Raw genomic sequence first — 22208 nt, 5'->3', positions numbered from 1 at the left:
GCCGATGTCGAGAGCACCCAAGACACACCTGATCCGCGACACGAACGACCGCGCGGCGCTCGACCTGATGCTCTCGAACGGGCCGGTGACGAAGACCCGGCTCGGCGAGCTCGTCGGCCTCTCGAAGGTGACCGCCGGGCAGCTGCTGACAAGGCTCGGGGAGCGCGGCCTGGTCGAGGTCGTCGGGGCGCAGCAGGGCGGCCGCGGCCCCAACGCCGCGCTCTACGGCGTGGTCCCGTCGGCGGGCTACGTCGCCGCCCTCCACATCGGGCCCGAACAGATCACCGCGTCGGTCGCCGACATCACCGGCACCGAGCTGGCCACCGGAGAGCTCGACCCCCATGAGGCCTCCGACCCGGTCGAGGCCGTACGGGCCACCGTCGCCAACGCCACCCGGCGCGCCGGCATCACGATGACGCAGCTCCGCTGCCTCTCGATCGGCACCCCCGGCATGATCGACCCGCGCACCGGCGACATCCGGTTCGCCAACGACCTGCCCGACTGGCGCGCGGGCGTCCTGGAGGACCTCCGCCGCAGCTTCCAGCGGCCGATACTGATCGAGAACGACGTCAACCTGGCCGGGCTCGCCGAGCAGTCCGCCGGGGCCTCCCACGGCGTCAAGGACTCGGTGCTCGCCTGGATCGACCGCGGCCTCGGGCTCGCTGTGATCGTCGACGGCCGCCTCCACCGTGGCGCCGGCGGCGGCGCCGGCGAGATCGGCTACCTGGCGGTCCCCGGCGCCTCCACGCCGCACGGCACCGACAGCCCACAGCACGCCGCCTTCCAGTCACTGGTCAGCGTCGAGGCCATGGACACCCTCGCCCGCGCGTTCGGGCTGAGCGGCGACGGTGTCGACTGCGTACGCTCCGCGGTCGAGGGTGACCTCGATGCCGAGCCGTTCCTCGACGAGCTGGCCAGAAGACTCGCCCTCGGGCTGGCGGGGATCTGCGTGGTGCTCGACCCCGAGCTGTGCGTGCTCGCGGGCGAGGTCGGGCGCGCCGGCGGGCCGGTCCTGGCCGAGCGCGTGCAGAAGGCCATCGCCTCGCTCGGCCCCAACGTCCCCGCGGTCGTCCCCACCGAGATCTCCGGCAACCCGGTCCTCCGCGGCGCCCTGCAGATGGGCCTGGACACCGCCCGCGACGAGGTCTTCTCGAACCACTGACCCAGACGCGTGCAGCCCGTGCCTGGAGCTGGTCAGACGGCAGACCTCGGCGCGGGGCCGTCGGCGACGACCGCGTCCAGGTACGCCACCGAAGCATCCTCGACCTCGACGCCGAGCCGGATCGGGTCTGACAGCTGCCCCCTCAAGGTCCGATAGGCCTCGATGCATCGAGCGATCGCAGCAGCACACGCGTCCCAGTCGCGAGAGGCCACGGTGCCGGCGAAGAGCGGCACCATGTCCGGCATGTGCTGCTCGAACCGCCGGACGCCCCGGGGAGCGAGCCCACGCACATGGTGGGCCAGAGGCGCGAGCACCTCGCCTCGCAGGAAGCTCAGGAACTCCAAGACCTCGAAGAGCTCACCCCGTCCGAGCTTGGTCGCCGCGTAGTGCACCCAGATCCAGAACCTGTCCTCGATCCATTGGGGGTCCACGGTCGACGGACTGGGATCGGTCTCGGCGATGCTGCGCGAGACCGCCTCGTCGCGCTCCCAGATGATCAAGGGGTTCTCGAACCGCCCATCCCGGGCGACGGACGTCCTGACCAGGTCGAGAACCCGGGCGTGGCCCGACGGCATCGTGGTCAACATCTCGGTCAACATCTCGGTCGACGCACTCCCCTTCGTACGGCAGCAAAGTCGACCAGTATCCGAAGCCCGGCGCCCCGATCGCAACTGGTTATCGGCACGCGGTCCGAACGGTCCGCGACCCTGAGCACACCTCTCGGGCGATCTCAGGGGAACACCCGATGGCATATGTACCGTATCTACCTATGGTCGAGACGTGACCACAACGAACCCAACCGCGCCACCCGTACGCGAGCGTCGACCACGCATCAGCCTCTTCTGCTTCCGAGCCGTCGCATTGCTGATCGCGCTCTTCGCGATCGGGCAACCGATCTTCATCGGCTCCTACTTCTCGGGCACCTTCGAGGCACTGGGGCTCCACTCCGCCGGCGCGGCGGCGCTGCAGGCGTTCGGTCTGCTGCTGCCGATCGCCGCGGGCGCCGTCGTGGCGATGCGCGGCCGCTGGTGGTTCCTCATCTGGTCGGTCGTGCTCTTCCTCCTCATCCACGTCCAGGCGGTCCTCGGCTACACCCGGGTCCTCCAGCTGCACGTCCCGGTCGGCGTCCTCACCGTCGGGATCGCGGTGGCCCTCGCCATCGCCTCGCTGCGTCGCGGCGCCGGCAGCCCGCGGGAGGTCCGGCGATGAGACTCGGGCGACGCACCCTCCTCGGCGCCGGACTCGCCGCTCCGCTCGCCGCATCGCTGGCCTCCTGCGGCGATGCCCCCGGACAGACCGGACGGATCCTGCGCAGCGCGGCACGGCTGCCGAAGGCGTACGCGACGCCGTTGCCGTTGCCGCCCGTCAAGCGCCCCTCGGGCGGCCTCATCTCGATCGCACAGCGTGCCGCCTCGGTGGAGATCCTGCCCGGGCTGCGGACCGCGATGATGACGTACGACGGGGTCTTCCCCGGGCCGACGCTGGAGACCCGGCGCGGCCAGGCCGTGACCGTACGCCACACCAACTCCCTCGCGCTGCCGACGGCGACGCATCTCCATGGCGGGCACACGCCCGCCGAGAGCGACGGCTGGCCGACGGATCTGCTGGTGCCGCCGGGGTTCGAGGCTCCTGCTCATCCTGCCGGGCACGAGAGCGGACACGGGAGCGGCCACGGGAGCGACCACGGTGGCGGGCACGAGGCGATGGCCGACCCGAAGGCGCATGTCAGCACCGGGAAGCGGGACTACCGCTATCCGCTCGAACAGCCGGCCACGACGCTCTGGTACCACGATCACCGGATGGACTTCACCGCCCCGCAGGTGTGGCGCGGCCTGGCCGGGTTCCACATCATCCGCGACGACGAGGAGGACGCCCTCTCCCTGCCGCGCGGCGAGCGGGAGCTGCCGCTGATGATCGCCGACCGGGCCTTCGACGAGGACGGCGCGCTGCGCTACCCCGCGCTCGACCCGGAGCTTCTGGGCGAGCCCGGCGTCGAGGACCGCTACATGGCCGGCGTGCTCGGCGACGTCATCCTCGTCAACGGCGCGCCGTGGCCGGAGGCGGAGGTCGAGGCGACTCAGTATCGACTGCGGCTGCTCAACGCCTCCAACGCGCGCCGCTACGCGCTCAGCCTGCGTACCGCCGACGGCAAGCCGGTGAGGTTCACCCAGATCGGCTCCGACGGCGGACTGCTCGCCGCCCCCGTCGAGCACGACCAGATCACGATGGCCTCGGGCGAGCGGTTCGACGTCGTCGTCGACTTCCGCTCGCTGCCACCGGGCACGACGGTCGAGATGCGCAACGGTCTCGGCACCGGCCGGACCGCTCAGGTGATGCGGTTCCGGATCACCCGCCGCGCGACCGACGACGTCCGACTGGCCGATCGACTGGCCGAGAGGCTCGCCGACGTACCCGAGCCCGAGAAGCCCGACGGTGCGGTCGTCCGCAGATGGCACTTCCGCCAGGCGAGCGTGCACGGCCGGCGCGGCTGGGGGATCAACGGCAAGCCGTTCGACCCGGCCGTCCCCCAGGCGCAGGTGCCGCTGGGATCCACCGAGATCTGGGAGTTCTTCACCGACGCGCACCACCCGGTCCACGTCCACCTCTCGCCCTTCCAGGTCCTACGCCGCGGCAACCACGGCCCGGGCCCGATGGATCACGGCTGGAAGGACACCGTCGACGTACGTCCCTATGAGGCCGTCCGGGTCCGGGTCAGGTTCGAGAGGTACGCCGGCCGGTTCCTCATCCACTGCCACAACCTCGAGCACGAGGACATGGCGATGATGGCCGGATTCGAGACGGTCTGACCCTGCGGGATCCGCCCGGGAGTCGGGCCGCTCAGCCGACGAAGGGTTCGAAGGCGAAGCGGCCGATCGCCACGAAGGCGGTCAGGGCGAGGTAGGTCGCGTCCCCCAGTGCGGCCTTGCTGTCGCCGCGGCGGATCCGCATGATCGTGGCACCGGCCATGATCAACGCCAGGCCGCTGGCCGCCAGCGGCACCAGTACCGGCGCGATGTCGAGCACGGCAGGCAGGACCAGGCCCACGGCACCGACGATCTCGAGTGCTCCGATGGCCTTGAGGGTGCCGGGTCTGAAGTCGAGGACCCAACGCGCGGCGTTGCCCATCTCGGCCATCTTCTCTCGCGGGACGAACAGCTTCCCGAAGCCGGAGAGCAGGAAGACGCCGGCCATCAGGGCGGCGATGGTCCACAGTGCGATGTTCATGGGTTCTTTCTCCTGAGAACGATGTCTGTCTGGGGGCAGCCGCGGCGGACCCGAGAGTGGTCCGCCGCGCGCCTGGGGGAATCGCCGGGTCAGGCGTACTGACCGGGCTGGTAGTCACCACCGGGCGTACGCGTGATCACGTTCAGCCGGTTGAAGGCGTTGATCACGCAGATCAGGGCGACCAGGGCCATCAGCTGGTCCTCGTCGAAGTGCTTCGCCGCGTTTGCCCAGGCCTCGTCGGTGACCCCGCTGGAGTCGGCGAGGCGAGTGCCCTGATCGGTGAGCTCCAACGCCGCGCGTTCGGCTTCGCTGTAGACCGTCGTCTCCCGCCACGCCCCGACGAGACTGATCCGCACGGCGCTCTCACCGGCGGCCGCGGCGTCCTTGGTGTGCATGTCGAGGCAGCCGCCGCAGCCGTTGATCTGGCTGGCACGGATCTTCACCAGCTCCTGCAGCGCCGTCGGCAGCGTCGAGTCCGCGATGACCCTGTTCGACGAGATGATGTGCTTCGCGAACCTCGCACCGATCTCGTTGGCCATGGGGTTGATCCGGGTCTCCATCGTGAATCTCCTTCGTCTTCGGATGCTTGCACCACTACGACGAAGCCGGTCTTCACGAGGTAACAGCCCAGGCCACAGCCCTGCCCTACGCGGGTCGAGGAGGCAGACCCATGGCGTCGAGACGCCTGCGGTCGCTCACCGTCAACAGTTCGACGATCCGGTCCTCGACCACGGTGCACGCCGCCACGCCGAGCACCTTGCCGCTGGCGCCCCAGGCCACGAACCCGGGCAGTCCGTTGAGCCGGACCGGGAGCACGGAAGTCATCGATCGCGCTCCGCGCAGGACCGGTTCGGCCACCGCGGCCGCCCCGACCGTGGTGATCACACCCTGGGGGTGGATCGTGCGCCAGGTCACCTGCGGGTCGAGCAGGGCGACGAGCCCTTCGAAGTCCCCGTCTCTTGCCGCCGCGAGAAACGCGTCGACCACCGCGCGCTGGCGCCGCGGCTCCTCATGCGGCTGCGGTGTGCCCCGCACCTTCCGGCGCGCCCGGCTGGCGAGCATCTTGGAGGCGTCGGGGGACCGACCGATGATCTCGCCGATCTCGGCGAAAGGCACCATGAACATGTCATGCAGGACGAACGCCACCCGCTCGGTCGGACTGAGGGAGTCGAGCACCACCAGCATCGCCATCCCGACCGACTCGGCGAGCATGGCGTCCTCCTCGGGCGCCGCCCCCTCGTCTACGGCCACCACGAGGTCGGGCAGACGGTCCTCGTACGACAGTGCCGGCCGGGACCTGCGCGAGCGGAGCACATCGATGCAGACATGCCCCACCACCGTGGTCAGCCAGCCGGCCAGGTTGTCGATCGTGGCCTCGTCCTGCCGCGCCAGCCGGAGCCACGCCTCCTGCACCGCGTCCTCGGCGTCAGCCCTCGATCCGAGCATCCGGTGGGCGATCGCCACCAGGTGCTCGCGCTGCTGCTCGAAGGACTCCGCCAGTGCGTCGTGCGGACCTGATCCGGTCATGTCGTTACCTTCCTTGCGGGAACTCCGTCATGGTGATGACGGGCCCGCAGACGTCAAGGTAACCGTCGCGACGGTGAGGTTCCGTGGACGGCTCGCAACGGCTCAGCTGATGTCGAGCCGCTTCTCCATGTCGTCGAGGATGGACTCGACCCTCGCGTACGTGTGGGAGCTGTAGGCCCCGATGCTGCGCTCGACGGCGAGCGCCTCGCGCATCGCGTCGAGGTAGCGCGTCTGCAGGATCAGAGTCTGCTCCTTCACGGCGGGCCGCACCCGCGGTGCCTCCTGCACGCCCGCGAGCACGCGCGGGAGGATGCGGTCCTTGAGCTTCGTCACCAGCTTGGGGTCGATCGGCTCACCGTCGATGGTCTGCGACTCCAGCGGTCCGAGGGTGTCGACGGCCGTCTCGCCGACCTGGCGCAACAGGGCGCGGAACGCATCGTGCCTGTCCTTGGCGCTCTCCGGGGAGAAGCGCAACCGGCGGATCAGAGCCGGCAGGGTGAGGCCGAAGAGCACCAGGGTGATGAGCGCGACCAGGAAGGCGGCGAGCACGACGGTCGCCCGGTGGGAGGTGCCGGCCGGGATCGTCTGGGCGGCGGCGACCGTGACGACGCCGCGCATGCCGGCCCAGCCGATCGTGAGGAACCCGCGCCTGGTGATCGGCTCGCGCTCCTCGAAGTCGATGTCGGCCCGGCCCCGGGCCAACCGTCGCCGGGCCGCGGTGATCCGGGCGTCCTCCCGATCGTCGGCGGGGGTCAGCGAGTCGAGCTTCTCCTCGAACTGGTCCAGGCGGGTGCGTACCTCTTCCTTGCTCTCCTCCCGGTCCCGGAGCGCGGGCGCGGCCAGGCCGGCGAACCGGAGCACGACCAGCAGGCCGACGATGGTCAGGACGAGCCCGGCCATCTCGCCGGGCGTGGTCTCGCCCTGCGCGGCGTCGACGAAGTCGGGCAGCTGGTAGCCCATCGCCAAGAAGACGCCGCTCTCCAGGATGAAGTTGAACGTGGTCCAGGTCGTCGCCTGGGTCTGCCGGTCGCGGGCGCTGAACCGGCGGCTGCCGAGCCCGCCCGTCACCAGCCCGGCGACGACGACGGCGAGCACGCCGGACGCGTCCAGCTCCTCGGCCGGGAAGTAGGCGATGAACGGCACCGCGAACGAGATCGTCGTGTTGAGCACCGGGTCGTCGAGCCGCTGCCGGAGCAGCACGGTGAGCCAGCCGACGAGGCCGCCGATCACGAGCGCGCCGAGCACCGCCCACCCGAACTCCAGGACCGTACGTCCCAGGGAGAACGAGCTCGCCGCCGCGATCCCCGCGACGGCCGTCCGGAGCACGACGAGGGCGGACGCGTCGTTGACCAGGCTCTCCCCCTCCAGCACCGTCATCACCCGCGGCGGCAGCCCGACCCGGCGCCCGATCGCCGTCGCCGCCACCGCGTCGGTGGGGCTGACGACCGCCCCGAGCGCGACCGCGAGCGGGAACGAGATGTCCGGGAACAGCCAGTGCACCACCGCCCCGATCACCAGCGCCGAGACGATCACCATCACGACCGAGAGCCAGCTGATCAACCGGAAGTTCCGCCGGAAGTCGATCACCGGCAGGTTGACCGCGGAGGAGTAGAGCAGCGGCGGCAGTACGCCGGCCAGGATCAGCTCCGGATCGAGCTCGATCTCCGGCGCACCGGGCAGATAGCTCGCCCCGATCCCGAGCCCCACGAGCAGCAGCGGCGCCGCCACCCCCGTACGCCGCGCGAACACCGACGCCGCGATCATGATCGCCAGCGCCGCCCCGACGATCAGCAACACCCGATGGTCCATGGTCAGGAGCCTAAGAGTGCGGTCGGGGCGGAGCTGGGATCTGGGCCGGGATCAGCGGAAACGTCGCAGCCGGAGGCTGTTGCTCACCACGAAGACCGACGAGAAGGCCATCGCGGCACCCGCGAGCATCGGGTTGAGCAGCCCGGCGACCGCGAGCGGGATCGCCGCGACGTTGTAGGCGAAGGCCCAGAACAGGTTGCCCTTGATCGTGGCCAGCGTCTTCCGCGAGAGCCGGATGGCGTCGGCCGCGACCCGCAGGTCGCCGCGGACCAGGGTCAGGTCGCTGGCCTGGATGGCGACGTCGGTGCCGGTGCCCATCGAGAGGCCGAGGTCGGCCTGGGCCAGCGCCGGCGCGTCGTTGACGCCGTCGCCGACCATCGCGACCACGCGACCCTCCTCCTGCAACCGGCGGACGACGGCGACCTTGTCCTCGGGGAGCACCTCGGCGATGACGGTGTCCGCGGAGACCGGGATCCCGACCTCGGCGGCAACGCTCCGGGCCACGGTCTCGTTGTCGCCCGTGAGCAGGACGGGGGTCAGCCCCAGCCGCTGGAACTCAGCGATCGCCTCGGCCGAGGTCGGCTTGATCACGTCGTTGACGACCAGGACGCCGCGCGCCTGTCCGTCCCAGCCGACGGCGACGGCCGTACGGCCCTCGCTCTCGGCCTCGGCCATCGCCAGGGCGAGGTCGCCGGGCAGGTACTGGCTCCACTCCTCCAGCAGGCGGACCCGCCCGACGAGGACGGCGTGGCCCTCGACGATGCCCTGCACACCCAGGCCCGGGACGTTGGCGAAGTCCTCTGCCACGGGCAGCGTGCCGACGCGGTCCTCGGCCCCGGCCGCGATCGCGCGGGCGATCGGGTGCTCGGAGGCGTGCTCCAGGGCGCCGGCCAGCCGGGCGATCTCGTCGGCGTCCTCGCCGGGAGCGGCGACCACGTCGGTGAGGGTCATGGTGCCGCTGGTGACGGTGCCGGTCTTGTCGAGCACGATGGTGTCGATCTTCCGAGTGCTCTCGAGCACCTCCGGGCCCTTGATCAGGATGCCGAGCTGGGCGCCGCGTCCGGTGCCGACCATCAGGGCCGTGGGCGTGGCCAGGCCGAGGGCGCACGGGCAGGCGATGATCAGCACCGCGACCGCCGCGGTGAACGCGGTGGCGGCACCCGCGCCCGCGCCGAGCCAGAACCCGAGGGTGATGGCCGAGAGGGCGAGCACGATGGGTACGAAGATGCCCGAGATCCGGTCGGCGAGCCGCTGCGCCGCGGCCTTGCCGGTCTGCGCCTCCTCGACCAGGCGCGCCATCTGGGCGAGCTGGGTGTCGGCGCCGACCCGGGTCGCCCGGACGACGATGCGCCCGCCGGCGTTCACGGTGGCCCCGGTGACGCCGTCGCCGGGGGCGACCTCGACCGGCACGGACTCGCCGGTCAGCATCGCCGCGTCGATGGCGGAGGACCCGTCCTCGACGATGCCGTCGGTGGCGACCTTCTCCCCGGGACGTACGACGAACAGGTCGCCGACGGCCAGCTCGTCGACCGGGATCCGGGTCTCGGTCCCGTCGCGCAGGACGGCAACCTCCTTGGCGCCGAGCTCGAGGAGTGCGGTGAGCGCGGCACCGGCGCGGCGCTTCGAGCGGGCCTCGAAGTAGCGGCCGGCGAGGATGAACGTGGTGACGCCGGCGGCCGCCTCCAGGTAGATGTTGCCGAGCCCGTCGGTGCGCTCGATCGCGAAGCTGAACGGGTGGGTCATGCCGGGCTCGCCCGCGGTGCCGAGGAACAGGGCGTACAGGGACCAGCCCAGGGCGGCCAGGGTGCCGATGGAGACCAGCGTGTCCATGGTGGCCGCGCCGTGGCGCGCGTTGGTCCACGCGGCCCGGTGAAACGGCGCGGCGCCCCAGACGACGACCGGGGCGGCGAGCGTGAGCGAGAGCCACTGCCAGCTCTCGAACTGCAGGGCCGGCACCATCGCCATGAGCACCACCGGGACGGTGAGCAGCGCCGAGATCAGCAGCCGCCGCCGGAGGAGGGTGACCGGGTCCGTGGGGTCTCCGTCAGCGGCGGAGCCGCTCGACGGAGTCGTCTCGCGGCGAGGCTCCTTCGCGCCGTACCCGGCGCTCTCGACGGTCGCGATCAGCACGCTCGCGTCGATGTCGGTGTTGTCCGCGGCGACGGAGATCTTCGCCTTCTCGGTCGCGTAGTTGACGGTGGCGGCCACACCGTCGAGCTTGTTGAGCTTGCGCTCGATGCGGTTGGCGCAGGACGCGCAGGTCATGCCGTTGATCTCGAGCTCGAAGTCGGTCGTGGGTGCAGAGGAAGGTGTAGAGGTTCCGGAGACGGTCATCACTGGTGTCCTTCAGGTGGGTGGATCGGCGTACGCGCCGGCTCCCCTTTCCCAGGAAGGGGAGCCGGCGCGGGTCTCAGCCGGCCAGCTGGTAGCCGGCCTCCTCGACCGCGCGCTGAACCTGCGCGGGGTCGAGCTCGTTCTCGGAGGTGACGGTCACCTGGCCGGTGGCCAGATCGATGTCGACGGAGGAGACGCCCGCGATCTGGGTGACCTCCTCCTTGACGGAGCTGACGCAGTGACCGCAGGTCATCCCGGAAACGGTGTAGGTGGTGCTGCACATGGTGCTTTCCTCTCTCTGTGGTGGACCCTGCTCAGGCAGGGGGTCAGTGGGTCTCTGCGACCGCGGTGAAGGCCGCGGTACGCACCTCGCCGGCGTGCTGGAAGTCGAGGAACAGGCGGTACGTCCCGGCCGAGGGCACCTCGGCGGAGAACGTGATCTCCGGGCCGGGCTCGGTGCGCCCGTCGCCGGGGGCTCCTTCGGGGTGGACGTGGAGGTAGGCCAGGTCGCCGTCGCGGAGCGCGACCAGGTGGCCGTACGCCTCGAGGTAGGGCTCCAGGTCGGTGACGGGCTCGCCGTCCTTGGCCACGGTCAGGGTGAGACGCGAGGTCTTCCCGGCGACCAGGTGACCGTCCAGGTCCACCTGGTAGGGGCTGACCGTGCTGGTGGTGGCGGCCGCTGCCAACGCCTGCGGCTCGTAGGGGCCGGCGACGAACAGGTCCTGCCCCAGGGTGAGCCCCTCGTCCTCGGTCGCCGGCTGGAAGTCGGCGAAGACGCGGTAGGTCCCGGCCTCGGCCAGGTCGGCCTCGACCGACCAGGTGCCGTCGGCGGCCATCACCGGATGCACGTGCTGGAAGGTGGCCAGGTCGCGGCGTACGACGATCAGGTGGAGCTTCTTCCCGTGGGCGGTCTCGAACCGGGTGACCGGCTCGTCGTCGGCGCCGAGGATCCGGAACCGCAGCGTGGCGGCGGCCGTGCGCTGGTAGCGGTCCTCGACGAGGTCGAGCGTGTAGCCGGCCTGGCTGACGTTGAGCCCGGTGGCCTCGGGCGCCTTCGTCGCACCGCTCCCACCGTGCCCGCCGTGGCCGCCGTGGCTGCTCTTCTCGGCCGCGTGCTCCTGATGACGCTCGGGCTCGCCGAGCGGACCGACGGAGGCGCCCACGGCGGAACCCAGGCCCCCGAGGGCAACGACGGCTCCGGCGAACACGCCGACCTTGACGATGGCGTTCATGTGATCTCTCCTGGCTCGAATCTCGATGACTCTCGTTGACGTGCCAGAGGTTGCTCGGGCGATCTGTCTGCCTACTGTCCCGGCGTTGTCGGGACCCGGACAGATATCCGCTCGGACGTCCGAGCCGGGTCTGACTACGCTGTGGCTGTGCTGCCGACCCCGACCTCGCGTGACATCCGGTTCGGGCTGCTCGGCCCGTTCGAGGCGACGGTCGACGGTGAGACCGTCAGGGTCCCCGGCTCGGCGGAGCGGGCGCTGCTCGCGGTGCTGCTCCTGGCACGGGGGCGGATCGTGCCGGCGTCCGCACTGATCGACCGGCTGTGGGCCGACGCGGCGCTGCCGGCCGACCCGCTGAACGCGCTCCAGCTCCGCGTCTCCAAGCTGCGCCGGGTGTTCAAGTCCGTCGGGCTCGACCTGGTGCAGCGCGACGGTGGTGGCTATCGGGCGGCGGTCGACCCCGGCAGCCTCGATGCCGAGGCCTTCGAACGACGGGTCCGCGAGGTCCGCGCGTCAGTCGCCGGGTCCGGGAGCCCGGCCGAGGCGGATCTGGCCGCCTACGACGCGGCGCTCGGGCTCTGGCGCGGCGACGCGCTCGCCGACTTCGCCACCGAGCCGTGGGCGGTGCCGGAGTCGGTGCGCCTGGAGGACCTCCGCAGGACGGCGTACGCCGAGCGGGCCCAGATCGCACTGTCACTGGGCCGCCACGCTGAGGTCGTCACCGACCTCGAGCCGCTGCTGCGTACCGACCCCACCCATGAGGCCATGGCCGGTCTGCTGATGGTCGCGCTCTACCGCGCCGGCCGGCAGGCCGACGCCCTCGAGGTCTTCACCCGCACCCGGAAGACGCTGGACGCCGACCTCGGCCTCGAGCCGTCGACCTCGTTGCGGTCGCTCCACGAGCGGGTGCTCCGGCAGGACCCGTCGCTCGGCTCCTCCGGAGAGGTCACCCTGTCCACCCCGGCGACCGCTCCCCACCGCGCCAGGTCAGGAGCCCAGCTCTCCAACCTCCCGGCCGACCTGGCCCCGCTCGTCGGGCGCGAGGAGCTGCTGGAGGCCCTGAGCGAGCAGGCCCGCACCTCCCGACTGACCACCCTCGTCGGCCCCGGCGGCTCCGGGAAGACCTCGCTCGGCCTGCACGCCGCCCACGCGCTCGCCGACCGGTTCCCGGACGGCACCTTCCTCGTCCGCCTCGCCTCGATCCGCAGCCGCGAGCACATCGTGCCGTCCGTCGCCACGGCGGTGGCGATGCCGCAGGACGGCTCGGCCATCGACCTCCAGACGCGGCTGGTCGACTTCCTCGCCGACAAGCACCTGCTCCTGGTCATCGACAACTGCGAGCACCTCATCGACCCCGTCGCGACCCTGGTCGAGCAGCTGCTGGCCCGCTGCCCGCAGCTCACCGTCATCGCCACCAGCCGCGAGCCCCTCGCCCTGCCGAGCGAGGTGCAGACCCTCGTCGGGCCGCTCTCCACCCCGCTCGAGGACGACGACGCCGAGACGATCGCGTCGACGGCCTCGGTGCAGCTCCTGGTCCGCCGGATCGCGACGGTCGTGCCCGGGGTCGAGACCGACCCGGAGGCGTACGTCGCGCTCGGCCGCATCGCCCGCGCGCTCGACGGCATGCCGCTGGCGCTGGAGCTCGCCGCGGCCCGAGCGTCCGCGCTGTCCCCGAGCGACCTCGCCGACCGGCTCGACCAGCGGTTCACCCTGCTCACCTCGGGACCTCGCACCGCGGAGGAGCGTCAGCGCACGCTCCGTGCGACCGTCGACTGGAGCTACGACCTGCTCGACGACCTGGAGAAGCGCGTCTTCGAGGGCCTCGCGGTGTTCCACGGCGGCTGGACCCTGACCGCCGCCGAGCAGGTCCTCGCCGACGACGAGACCGACCCGAGCCAGGTCATCCACGCCGTCGGCCGGCTGGTCGAGCAGTCCCTGATCGTCGCCGAACGCGGCCCGGTCACCCGCTACCGGATGCTCGAGACCCTGCGCGAGTACGCCGCGGACCGGCTGGCGAGCACCGGCCGCAGCGACGCGCTGGCCACCCGGCACGCGCACCACTTCGCCGAGGTCGCGGAGCGGTCGGCGCGCGCGCTGCGCGGCCAGGGCGACCCGCGCGCCAGGAACCTCCTGATCGACGAGCAGGCCAACGTACGCTCGGCCATCGCCTGGCTGGAGGGCCCGGCCGGTGACCCTTCGACAAGCTCAGGACATCGCATCGACGCCGCGCTGCGACTGGCTGGCCACCTGGGCCTCTTCTGGCACCAGGGCCGTCATCTGGAGGGCCGCCGGATCCTGCGGCGCCTCCTCGAGCAGGACCGTGGGACACCCGCCGCGCGGGCCGCCGCCCTGCAGGCGGTGTCGCTCGTCGAGCGCCCCCGGGCGTGCGTCGTCCACCCCCATCCACGCTGCGCCGAGGCGGCCCGCGAGAGCCTGGCGATCTTCCGCGAGGCCGGCGACGCCGACGGGGCTGCGGTCTCCCAGGTGCTGCTCGCCGTCGAAGGCGTCAACGGACACGACCAAGAGGCGCCGGCTCTCCTGGATGCCGCCGAGGGTTGGTTCCGCGACCGCGGCGACCGCTGGGGGCTCGCGGTCGTCGGGTTCGTCCGGCTCGAGACCGCCCTCAAGGCCAGGGACGAGGCGACGGCGACACGCCTGGGGCGGGCCACCGCCGCCGAGTTCCGTCACCTCGACGACCCCTGGGGCCACAGCGCCGTCCTGTATCACCTCGGCTACGGCCTGCGGCACTTCGGACGTCTGCGGGAGTCGGCCCGCACCCTCGAGCAGGCGATCGACGTGGCTGCCTCCGCCGGCATCCACAACACCGTGCAGTGGGCTCTCGCGGACCTCGGGATCACCCACCTCGGCCTGGGGGACCACGAGTCGGCCGAGGACGCGTTCCGCCGCGCGGAGCTGGCATCGCGCCACGTCGGCGACCGGGCCGGGTCGGTCCTGGCTGCGTACGGACGGGGTCGGCTCGCCGAGCGTCAGGAGGACTGGTCGACGGCCATCGACCTGCTGACGACGGCGATCCAGGGCTTCGAGACGCTGGAGACGCCCGCGATGACGGCGAAGGCGACGCTCGCGCTGGCCCGGTGCCACGAGCAGCTGTCCGAGACGGAAGCGGCGGTCGAGCGCTATGACGAGTCCCGCACCGTCGCCCTCGCCGCCGGCGAGGTCGCCCTCGCGGACCAGGCGGACGAGGCACTGGCCCGGCTGAACGGCTCCCGGACGGACGGCGGCCGGACAGACCAGGGACAGTGACACCGGACAGGTTCTCTCTCACGCGGCCGGACGGCCGCCCTGACGAAAAGAGAGAACCATGTCTTCCACAGCATCCCCGGCGGCGGGTGCCAACAACCGCCGCTGGATAGCCCTCGGCCTCATCGCCGCCGCCCAGTTCATGGTCATCATGGACACCTCGATCATCGGCGTCGCGCTCCCCGAGATCCAGCGTGATCTCGGCTTCGCCCCGCAGGACCTCAGCTGGGTGTTCAACGCCTACGTGGTCGCCTTCGGCGGCCTCCTCCTGCTGGGCGGCCGGCTCTCCGACCTGCTCGGCGCCCGCCGGATCTTCGCCATCGGCTGGCTGGTCCTCGGCGTCGGGTCGCTCGTCGCCGGGCTGGCCGACACCGTCGCCGTCGAGATCGCCGGGCGCGCCGTCCAGGGCGCCGGATCGGCGCTCATCGCACCCTCGGCGCTGACGCTCCTGTTCATGAACTTCGGGGCGAACCCGAAGGAGCTCACCAAGGCGCTCGCGCTCTACGGCGCGGCCGCCCCGGCCGGCGGCACGGCCGGCGTGTTCCTCGGCGGCGTGCTCACCGAGTACCTGTCCTGGCCGTGGGTCTTCTTCATCAACATCCCGATCGCCCTCGTCGTCCTCGCCCTGACCCCGGGCACGATGCCGGCCGGCACCGCGCAGCGCGGTCGCATCGACCTGCTCGGTGCGCTGACCGTCACCCTGGGTCTCGCCGCGGTGGTCTTCGCGGTCGTACGTGTCCCCGAGGTGGGCTGGGGATCGCCGAGCACGCTCATCGCCGGTGCCGTCGGCATCGCCCTGCTCGTCGCGTTCGTGGCCCTGCAGGCCGGCTCCTCGGCACCGCTCATGCGTCTGGGCATCTTCAAGGCACCGAACCTGGCCGCCGCGAACGTCGCCCAGCTGCTGCTCGGCGCCGCCTGGATCCCGATGTTCTTCTTCATCAACCTCTACCTCCAGCAGGTGCTCGGCCTCGGCGCGTTCGAGTCCGGCGCGGCCCTGCTGCCGATGACGGTGACGATCATGCTCGGCATGGTCGCCGTCGCCCCGCGGCTGACCGCGGCGTTCGGACCGAAGGCGATGACCGTCGGCGGCCTGATCGTCCTCGGGCTCGGCCTGGTCTGGCTCTCCCGGATCGACGCCGACGGCAGCTTCGCCGTCGACGTGCTCCCGGCGACGCTGGTCACCGCGGCGGGCATGGCGCTCGCCTTCATCCCGTCGCTGAGCACGGCGCTCGGTGCGGCCGCCCCCGAGGAGGGTGGCCTCGCCGCCGGGATCGTCAACACCAGCTACCAGGTCGGCTCGGCGCTCGGGCTGGCAGCGATGACCGTCGTCGCGGCTGCGTACGGCTCCGACCAGATCGGTGACCTGGCCGCCATGACCGACGGCTTCTCGGCCGGGTTCCTCGGCGCGGCCGGCATCGCCCTCGCCGGTGCCGTCGTCACCGGGATCGGCTGGAAGTCGGCCCGCAGCGAGACCCCGGCCGAGTCGGTCCCCGCCAGCAGGTAGCAGCCCAACCCCTCTTCGTGGCCCCGGATCCGTCCGGGGCCACGAAGGCACTGCGAGACCACCAAGGAGACCGCCATGCAGACCATTCAGCTGTACGTCGAGGGCATGCGCTGCCCTCGATGCGTCCGTGAGGCCACCGCCCGACTCCGGGACCTCCCCGGCGTCGCCACCCTCACCGCCGACCGCGGCACCGGCGAGATCACCGTCACCGGGGACGTCTCCGCCGCCGACCTGCTCGACGCGCTCGCTGGCAGCAGCTTCACCGCGCAGGTGCGTCCGCGGCCGTGAACTTCTCCCGGTGGATCAACCGGGGCGCCATCCGGCGCCGCTTGAACGCCTTGACCCCGGCCTCTACGCAAGATCTGCGGTCGTTTCGATTCTCCGCACAATGGCGGAAGTCCGCGAGGGCCCGGTGAGGCGCGGCCATGACCCGTCGCCTTCAGCGCAGAAGTGCTGCCAGCACCTGCAGCCAGCGCGGGCCGGGCAGCACGCCCTCGCGCGTGTGCAGCCCGAGCTCGTGGAACGCCCCGGGGCACGTACAGGTGTGGGTCATGGTCTTCATCGATCGTCCACCTCCTCGTGGGGTCACTTGGTGCTCAGGAGTCCCGACACCGTACGGGTCGGGCGGGCTGCCGCGGAGCAGTCGGCGCACCACCGGCGGATGTCCTCGGACCGCAGCTGCCAGAAGGCGTGCCACCCCTGGGTGGGCGCACCGCAGATGGTCGTGGACGTGCCGATCCGCTTGAGGTGCGCCTCGCCCCACGGGGCAGGAGCCGCTGTCCGCGCAGGCTGGCGGTGGCGGGCGACGATGACCCAGCTCTGCCCGATCGTCCTGGGATCGACGCCGGTGGCCGGCACGGCCATCTCACGCCTCCGCCGCTGCGGTGTCTACGGTGTCGCCGTTCGCGATCATGGCCATCACGCCGGGATCGCTGAGCGTGGTGATGTCGCCGACGTCCCGGCCCTCGGCGACATCGCGCAGCAGGCGGCGCATGATCTTCCCGGACCGCGTCTTGGGCAGCTCCGGGACGATCGTGATCTGCCGCGGCTTGGCGATGGCCCCGATCTCCTTGGCCACATGGTTGCGCAGCTCCTGGATCAGCGCCTCGCCGGTGTTGCCGTCCCCCGAGCGCAGGATGACGTACGCGACGACGGCCTGACCGGTGGTCTCGTCGGCGGCGCCGACGACGGCTGCCTCGGCTACCCGCGGGTGGGAGACCAGGGCGGACTCGATCTCGCTCGTGGAGAGGCGGTGCCCGGATACGTTCATCACGTCGTCGACGCGACCCAGGATCCAGATGTCGCCGTCCTCGTCCTTCTTGGCGCCGTCGCCGGCGAAGTAGTAGCCGAGGTCCGCGAAGCGGGTCCAGTACGTCTCGACGAAGCGGTCGTCGTCCTGCCACAGCGTGCGCAGCATGGCCGGCCACGGCTTGGTGAGGACCAGGTAGCCGCTCGACCCGTTCGGCACCGAGTGACCCTCCTCGTCGACCACGTCGGCGCCGATGCCGGGCAGCGGCCGCATCGCCGAACCGGGCTTGCCGGCGGTCACCCCGGGCAGCGGGCTGATCATCATCTGACCGGTCTCGGTCTGCCACCAGGTGTCGACGACGGGGCAGCGGTCGCCGCCGATGACGTCGCGATACCAGACGTACGCCTCGGGGTTGATGGGCTCGCCGACCGATCCGAGGAGCCGCAGCGAGCTGAGGTCGTAGATGTCCGGGATCTCTCGGCCCCACTTCATGAACGTCCGGATCGCCGTCGGGGCGGTGTAGAAGAGGGTCACGCCGTACTGCTCGATGATCTCCCACCAGCGACCCCGGTGCGGGCTGTCCGGAGTGCCCTCGTAGAGCACCTGGGTGACACCGTTGGCGAGCGGGCCGTAGACGATGTAGCTGTGTCCGGTGACCCAGCCGATGTCGGCGGTGCACCAGTAGACGTCGGTGTCCGGCTTGAGGTCGAAGACCGCGTGGTGGGTGTAGGCCGCGCCGGTCAGATAGCCGCCGGTGGTGTGCAGGATGCCCTTGGGCTTCCCGGTCGTGCCCGAGGAGTACATGACGTACAGCGGGTGCTCGGCGTCGAACGCCTCGGGTGTGTGCTCGGGGGAGGCGCTGTCGACGACGTCGTGCCACCACAGGTCGGTGGCGTCGTCGAAGGGGACGTACTCCCCCGTGCGGCGCACCACGAGGACGTGGTCGACCGGGCTCTGGCTGCCCAGCCGCGCCAGAGCGGCGTCGACGGCCGGCTTCAGCGCCGACGGAGCCCCGCGGCGGTAGCCGCCGTCGGAGGTGATGACCAGCTTGGCCCGGCAGTCCTCGATCCGCGAGGCGAGGGCCTCGGCCGAGAACCCGCCGAAGACCACCGTGTGGGTGGCCCCGATGCGGGCGCAGGCCAGCATCGCGACGATGGCCTCGGGGATCATCGGCAGGTAGATCGCGACCAGGTCGCCGCTGCCCACACCGAGGCTGGTCAGCGCGTTGGCGGCTCGGGACACCTCGTTCTTGAGCTCGGCGTAGGTGAGGTCTCGGGTGTCACCGGGTTCACCGACGAAGTGGAAGGCCACCTGGTCGCCGCGACCGGCCTCGACATGACGGTCGACGCAGTTGTACGCCGCGTTGAGCTTCCCGTCTGCGAACCACCGCGCCCGCGGTGCGTCTGACCAGTCCAGCACCTGGGTGAACGGCTCGGCCCAGGTCAGCCGCTCGGCCTGCTCGGCCCAGAAGCCCTCCAGGTCGGAGTCGGCACGGGCGTACGCCTCGGCGGTGACGTTGGCGGCAGCGGCGAGCTCGGCCGGCGGCTCGAAGCGGGTCGGTTTGCTGGGGATCGTCAGGTCGGTCATGGCGTCGTGCTTCCTTCGGGGGCGGGAGGGGATTGCGGAGAGACCGGCTAGCCGAGCAGGGCGGTCTCGTCGTCGGTGAACAGTCGCGACCGGATCAGGAACCGCACGCCCTCGGGCGCCTCCAGGGAGAAGCCGGCGCCGCGTCCGGGGACGACGTCGATGGTGATGTGGGTGTGCGACCAGTACTCGAACTGCGAGCGCGACATCCAGACGGGCACCTGGTCGTCCAGCCCGATGTCCAGGTCGCCCAGGTGGATGTCGGCGTCGCCGAGCATGAAGTCGCCGCTCGGGTAGCACATCGGGGCGGAACCGTCGCAGCACCCACCGGACTGGTGGAACATGACCGGCCCGTGGATACCGACGAGACGGCGGAGCAGGTCCGCCGCCTCGTCGGTCACGGCGACCCGCGCCGGAAGGGAGGAGGCGTGGGTCGCGCTCATCAGAAGAACCCGAGTGCGTCGGGGCTGTAGCTGACGAGCAGGTTCTTGGTCTGCTGGTAGTGGTCCAGCATCATCTTGTGGGTCTCACGACCGATGCCGGACTGCTTGTAGCCACCGAAGGCCGCGTGGGCCGGGTAGGCGTGGTAGCAGTTCGTCCAGACCCGGCCGGCCTTGATCTCCTTGCCGGCCCGGAAGGCCTGCGACCCGTCGCGCGACCAGACGCCGGCACCGAGGCCGTACAGGGTGTCGTTGGCGACCTTGAGGGCGTCGGCCTCGTCGTCGAAGCCGGTCAGCGAGACGACCGGCCCGAAGATCTCCTCCTGGAAGATCCGCATCGAGTTGTCGCCCTCGAAGACGGTCGGCTGCACGTAGTAGCCCTCGGCGAGGTCGCCCTCGAGGATGCTCCGCTCGCCACCGGTGAGGACCTTGGCGCCCTCGTCCTTGCCGATCTCGATGTAGGACAGGATCTTCTCGAGCTGGTCGTTGCTGGCCTGGGCGCCGATCATCGTGGTGTCGTCGAGCGGGTTGCCCTGCTTGATCTTCTCGACACGGGCGATCGCGTCGCCGACGAAGTCGGAGTAGATCGAGCGCTGGACGAGCGCACGCGACGGGCAGGTGCAGACCTCGCCCTGGTTGAGGGCGAACATCGTGAAGCCCTCGAGCGCCTTGTCGTAGAAGGCGTCCTTCTCGGCGGCGACGGAGTCGAAGAAGATGTTCGGGCTCTTGCCGCCGAGCTCCAGGGTCACCGGGATGATGTTCTGGCTGGCGTACTGCATGATCAGGCGGCCGGTCGTGGTCTCGCCGGTGAAGGCGACCTTGGCGACGCGGGGCGAGGAGGCGAGCGGCTTGCCGGCCTCGACGCCGAAGCCGTTGACGACGTTGAGCACACCGGCGGGCAGCAGGTCGCCGATCAGCTCCATCAGCTTGAGGATCGACCACGGGGTCTGCTCGGCGGGCTTGAGCACGACCGCGTTTCCGGCGGCCAGGGCCGGGGCGAGCTTCCAGACGGCCATCAGGATCGGGAAGTTCCACGGGATGATCTGACCGACGACGCCCAGCGGCTCGTGGAAGTGGTACGCCACGGTGTTCTCGTCGATCTCGCCGATGGTGCCCTCCTGGGCACGGAGCACGCCGGCGAAGTAGCGGAAGTGGTCGATCGCGAGCGGGATGTCGGCGGCCAGGGTCTCGCGGACCGGCTTGCCGTTCTCCCAGGTCTCCGCGACGGCGATGGCGGTGAGGTTCTCCTCCATCACGTCGGCGATCTTGAGCAGGATGTTGGCCCGCTCCGTCGTCGAGGTCTTCCCCCACGACGGAGCGGCAGCATGTGCGGCGTCCAGGGCGGCCTCGATGTCCTCGGCCGTACCCCGGGCGATCTCGGTGAACGGCTTGCCGTTCACCGGCGAGATGTTCTCGAAGTAGGCGCCCTTGACCGGGTCGACCCAGGCGCCGCCGATGTAGTGGCCGTAGCGACCTTGGACGGTGACCAGCGAGTCGGGCTGGCCGGGAGCTGCGTATACGGTCATCGGGAATTCTCCTCAGGCAAAGTCAGGCATTGGGGCGTGATCGTGGTCACAGACGCTAGAAACGCCGAGGTTGCAGCCACGTTGCGCGACCGATGCAACGTGAATGCAACCTTCAAATGTGACCCTCGTCACCAGAGGAGGTCCGGATGAGCGATACGAAGCAGAGCGCCTCGATGCGCGCAGCCGTGGCGGACTCGTGGCACCGGTCGGCTGCCGCCGGGGTGACCGCGGACGACACGTTCGCGCCGATCACCCTCCCCGAGGACCAGCTGCGGGACGTACGTGCTGCCCATCCGCTGGCGCGCGTGTTCCCGCTCCTCGACGACGTGCTCGGCCAGGCGGCGCGCGACTGCGACGCGATCATGGCCGTCTCCGACGAGGCCGGCCAGCTGCTCTGGGTGTGCGGCGCTCCGGCCGCGCTCCGGCGTGCCGAGCAGATCGGTTTCGTCGAGGGAAGCAACTGGGACGAGCGGCTCGCCGGGACGAACGCTCCCGGCCTCGCGCTCCGGCTCGGCCGGCCGACCAGCGTCATCGCCGCCGAGCACTTCCGGCGCTCGGTGCAGCCGTGGAGCTGCGCCGCCACCCCGATCCACGACCCGGGCGACTCGCGACTGCTCGGCGTCCTCGACATCACCGGCGGTGACTCCATCGTCGTGCCTCAGACGATGGCGATGGTGCGCGCCGCGGCCAGGCTCGCGGAGTCCGAGCTCGCCCGCGAGCAGCTGCTGCCGAGGCAGCCGGAGACCCGGCCGGGCTGGGCACGCATCGCCGTGGAGACGCTGGGCCGCCAGGACCTGCTGCTCTCGATCGACGACGGTCGCGGCCATCGCGCGCAGCTGCGGCTGTCACCTCGCCACAGCGAGATCTTCCTGCTCCTCGCCAGCACCCCGCGCGGACTCTCCGGCGACGAGCTCGCGGTCCTGCTCTACGAGGACGACGGCGGCTCCTCGACGCTCCGCGCCGAGCTGAACCGGCTGCGCAACCTCCTCGGCGAGGAGTTCCTCGCCTCCCGGCCCTACCGGCTCACCACCGAGGTCACCGGCGACTGGCTCGGCGTGGAGGCCAGGCTCGCGGTGGGCGACGTGGCCGGGGCGCTCCGCTGCTACCGCGGCCCGATCCTGCCGCGATCGGTGGCGCCCGGCGTCGTACGCCTGCGGGAGACGTTGGCACAGCAGCTGCGTGCCGCGGTGCTCCAGTCGGGCCAGCCCGACCTGGTCTCGACCTGGACCCGGTCCGCGTGGGGTGCCGACGACTACGAGATGTGGCTCCGCCTCCAGGACCTGCTCCCGCCCGGCTCTCCGCTGATGGCGCTCGCGGACGGTCAGATCGCCCGGCTGGACCGCGAGGTGGGTCTCTGA

At 71.2% G+C, this 22208-nt stretch carries 20 protein-coding genes; 7 read left to right on the top strand and 13 right to left on the bottom strand.

What is annotated here, in order from left to right:
* Positions 1 to 4: 4 nt before the first annotated feature.
* Positions 5 to 1162 carry an ROK family protein gene (locus tag ACFVDI_RS08800; protein ID WP_378903040.1) on the top strand — a complete coding sequence of 386 codons (1158 nt, stop codon included), beginning with the start codon at positions 5 to 7 and terminating at the stop codon, positions 1160 to 1162.
* Between the two features lie 32 nt (positions 1163 to 1194).
* On the opposite strand, the gene ACFVDI_RS08795 is transcribed toward ACFVDI_RS08800, so the two are convergent.
* A complete protein-coding gene (locus ACFVDI_RS08795; protein ID WP_378903037.1) occupies positions 1195 to 1749 on the bottom strand; it encodes a hypothetical protein in 555 nt (184 codons plus the stop codon).
* A 193-nt stretch (positions 1750 to 1942) separates the two neighbouring features.
* On the opposite strand from ACFVDI_RS08795, the gene ACFVDI_RS08790 reads away from it, so the two are divergent.
* Together ACFVDI_RS08790 and ACFVDI_RS08785 are read left to right on the top strand one after the other, a co-directional pair.
* Complete coding sequence (locus ACFVDI_RS08790; protein ID WP_378903034.1) at positions 1943 to 2371, top strand: hypothetical protein; 429 nt, start codon at positions 1943 to 1945, stop codon at positions 2369 to 2371.
* Positions 2368 to 3969, top strand: a complete 1602-nt coding sequence (locus ACFVDI_RS08785; RefSeq protein WP_378903032.1) for a multicopper oxidase family protein — start codon at positions 2368 to 2370, stop codon at positions 3967 to 3969. The genes ACFVDI_RS08790 and ACFVDI_RS08785 overlap by 4 nt, the downstream gene beginning before the upstream one ends.
* 31 nt (positions 3970 to 4000) lie before the next feature.
* Here ACFVDI_RS08785 and ACFVDI_RS08780 read toward each other — a convergent pair whose 3' ends face one another.
* The 7 genes from ACFVDI_RS08780 to ACFVDI_RS08750 form a co-directional block, all read right to left on the bottom strand.
* Positions 4001 to 4387 (bottom strand): DoxX family protein, encoded by a 387-nt coding sequence (locus tag ACFVDI_RS08780; protein WP_378903029.1) that lies wholly within the window; start codon positions 4385 to 4387, stop codon positions 4001 to 4003.
* Between the two features lie 89 nt (positions 4388 to 4476).
* Positions 4477 to 4947: a carboxymuconolactone decarboxylase family protein gene (locus ACFVDI_RS08775; RefSeq protein ID WP_378903026.1), complete on the bottom strand. Its 471-nt coding sequence runs from the start codon at positions 4945 to 4947 to the stop codon at positions 4477 to 4479.
* Between the two features lie 85 nt (positions 4948 to 5032).
* Complete coding sequence (locus ACFVDI_RS08770) at positions 5033 to 5914, bottom strand: sigma-70 family RNA polymerase sigma factor (protein WP_378903023.1); 882 nt, start codon at positions 5912 to 5914, stop codon at positions 5033 to 5035.
* A gap of 102 nt (positions 5915 to 6016) precedes the next feature.
* Positions 6017 to 7723: a cation:proton antiporter gene (locus tag ACFVDI_RS08765; protein ID WP_378903020.1), complete on the bottom strand. Its 1707-nt coding sequence runs from the start codon at positions 7721 to 7723 to the stop codon at positions 6017 to 6019.
* 51 nt (positions 7724 to 7774) lie between these two features.
* Positions 7775 to 10057: a heavy metal translocating P-type ATPase gene (locus ACFVDI_RS08760; protein ID WP_378903017.1), complete on the bottom strand. Its 2283-nt coding sequence runs from the start codon at positions 10055 to 10057 to the stop codon at positions 7775 to 7777.
* A gap of 76 nt (positions 10058 to 10133) precedes the next feature.
* Positions 10134 to 10340 (bottom strand): heavy-metal-associated domain-containing protein, encoded by a 207-nt coding sequence (locus tag ACFVDI_RS08755; RefSeq protein WP_378903014.1) that lies wholly within the window; start codon positions 10338 to 10340, stop codon positions 10134 to 10136.
* A 43-nt stretch (positions 10341 to 10383) separates the two neighbouring features.
* Positions 10384 to 11289, bottom strand: coding sequence for a hypothetical protein (locus tag ACFVDI_RS08750; RefSeq protein ID WP_378903011.1), 906 nt, complete (start codon positions 11287 to 11289; stop codon positions 10384 to 10386).
* Positions 11290 to 11436: 147 nt separating this feature from the next.
* Between ACFVDI_RS08750 and ACFVDI_RS08745 the strand changes: the two genes are divergently transcribed.
* From ACFVDI_RS08745 to ACFVDI_RS08735, 3 genes are all read left to right on the top strand, one after another.
* Entirely contained in the window at positions 11437 to 14550 is a 3114-nt protein-coding gene (locus ACFVDI_RS08745; RefSeq protein ID WP_378903008.1) for a BTAD domain-containing putative transcriptional regulator, read from the top strand.
* Between the two features lie 58 nt (positions 14551 to 14608).
* Positions 14609 to 16051, top strand: coding sequence for an MFS transporter (locus ACFVDI_RS08740; protein WP_378903005.1), 1443 nt, complete (start codon positions 14609 to 14611; stop codon positions 16049 to 16051).
* Positions 16052 to 16126: 75 nt separating this feature from the next.
* On the top strand, positions 16127 to 16339 hold the full coding sequence (locus ACFVDI_RS08735; protein WP_378903002.1) for a heavy-metal-associated domain-containing protein: 213 nt from the start codon (positions 16127 to 16129) through the stop codon (positions 16337 to 16339).
* A gap of 151 nt (positions 16340 to 16490) precedes the next feature.
* On the opposite strand, the gene ACFVDI_RS08730 is transcribed toward ACFVDI_RS08735, so the two are convergent.
* Genes ACFVDI_RS08730 through ACFVDI_RS08710 form a run of 5 tightly spaced genes read right to left on the bottom strand, consistent with a single transcriptional unit; the run spans position 16491 to position 20850 of the window.
* Positions 16491 to 16613, bottom strand: coding sequence for a hypothetical protein (locus ACFVDI_RS08730; protein ID WP_378902999.1), 123 nt, complete (start codon positions 16611 to 16613; stop codon positions 16491 to 16493).
* Positions 16614 to 16636: 23 nt separating this feature from the next.
* The gene (locus tag ACFVDI_RS08725) at positions 16637 to 16915 is read right to left on the bottom strand and encodes a hypothetical protein (protein WP_378902996.1); all 279 of its coding nucleotides are present in this window, start codon (positions 16913 to 16915) and stop codon (positions 16637 to 16639) included.
* 1 nt (position 16916) lies between these two features.
* Entirely contained in the window at positions 16917 to 18887 is a 1971-nt protein-coding gene (gene acs, locus ACFVDI_RS08720; RefSeq protein ID WP_378902993.1) for an acetate--CoA ligase, read from the bottom strand.
* A gap of 47 nt (positions 18888 to 18934) precedes the next feature.
* Positions 18935 to 19327, bottom strand: a complete 393-nt coding sequence (locus tag ACFVDI_RS08715) for a DUF779 domain-containing protein (RefSeq protein WP_378902990.1) — start codon at positions 19325 to 19327, stop codon at positions 18935 to 18937.
* Positions 19327 to 20850, bottom strand: coding sequence for an aldehyde dehydrogenase family protein (locus ACFVDI_RS08710; protein ID WP_378902987.1), 1524 nt, complete (start codon positions 20848 to 20850; stop codon positions 19327 to 19329). Before ACFVDI_RS08710 ends, ACFVDI_RS08715 begins: the two co-directional genes overlap by 1 nt.
* 146 nt (positions 20851 to 20996) lie before the next feature.
* Here ACFVDI_RS08710 and ACFVDI_RS08705 point away from each other — a divergent pair, with 146 nt between their 5' ends.
* Positions 20997 to 22208 (top strand): GAF domain-containing protein, encoded by a 1212-nt coding sequence (locus tag ACFVDI_RS08705; protein WP_378902984.1) that lies wholly within the window; start codon positions 20997 to 20999, stop codon positions 22206 to 22208.

It is taken from the genome of Nocardioides sp. NPDC057767, from assembly GCF_042798275.1.
Lineage (GTDB): Bacteria > Actinomycetota > Actinomycetes > Propionibacteriales > Nocardioidaceae > Nocardioides.
This window is presented reverse-complemented; position numbering and strand designations above follow the sequence as displayed.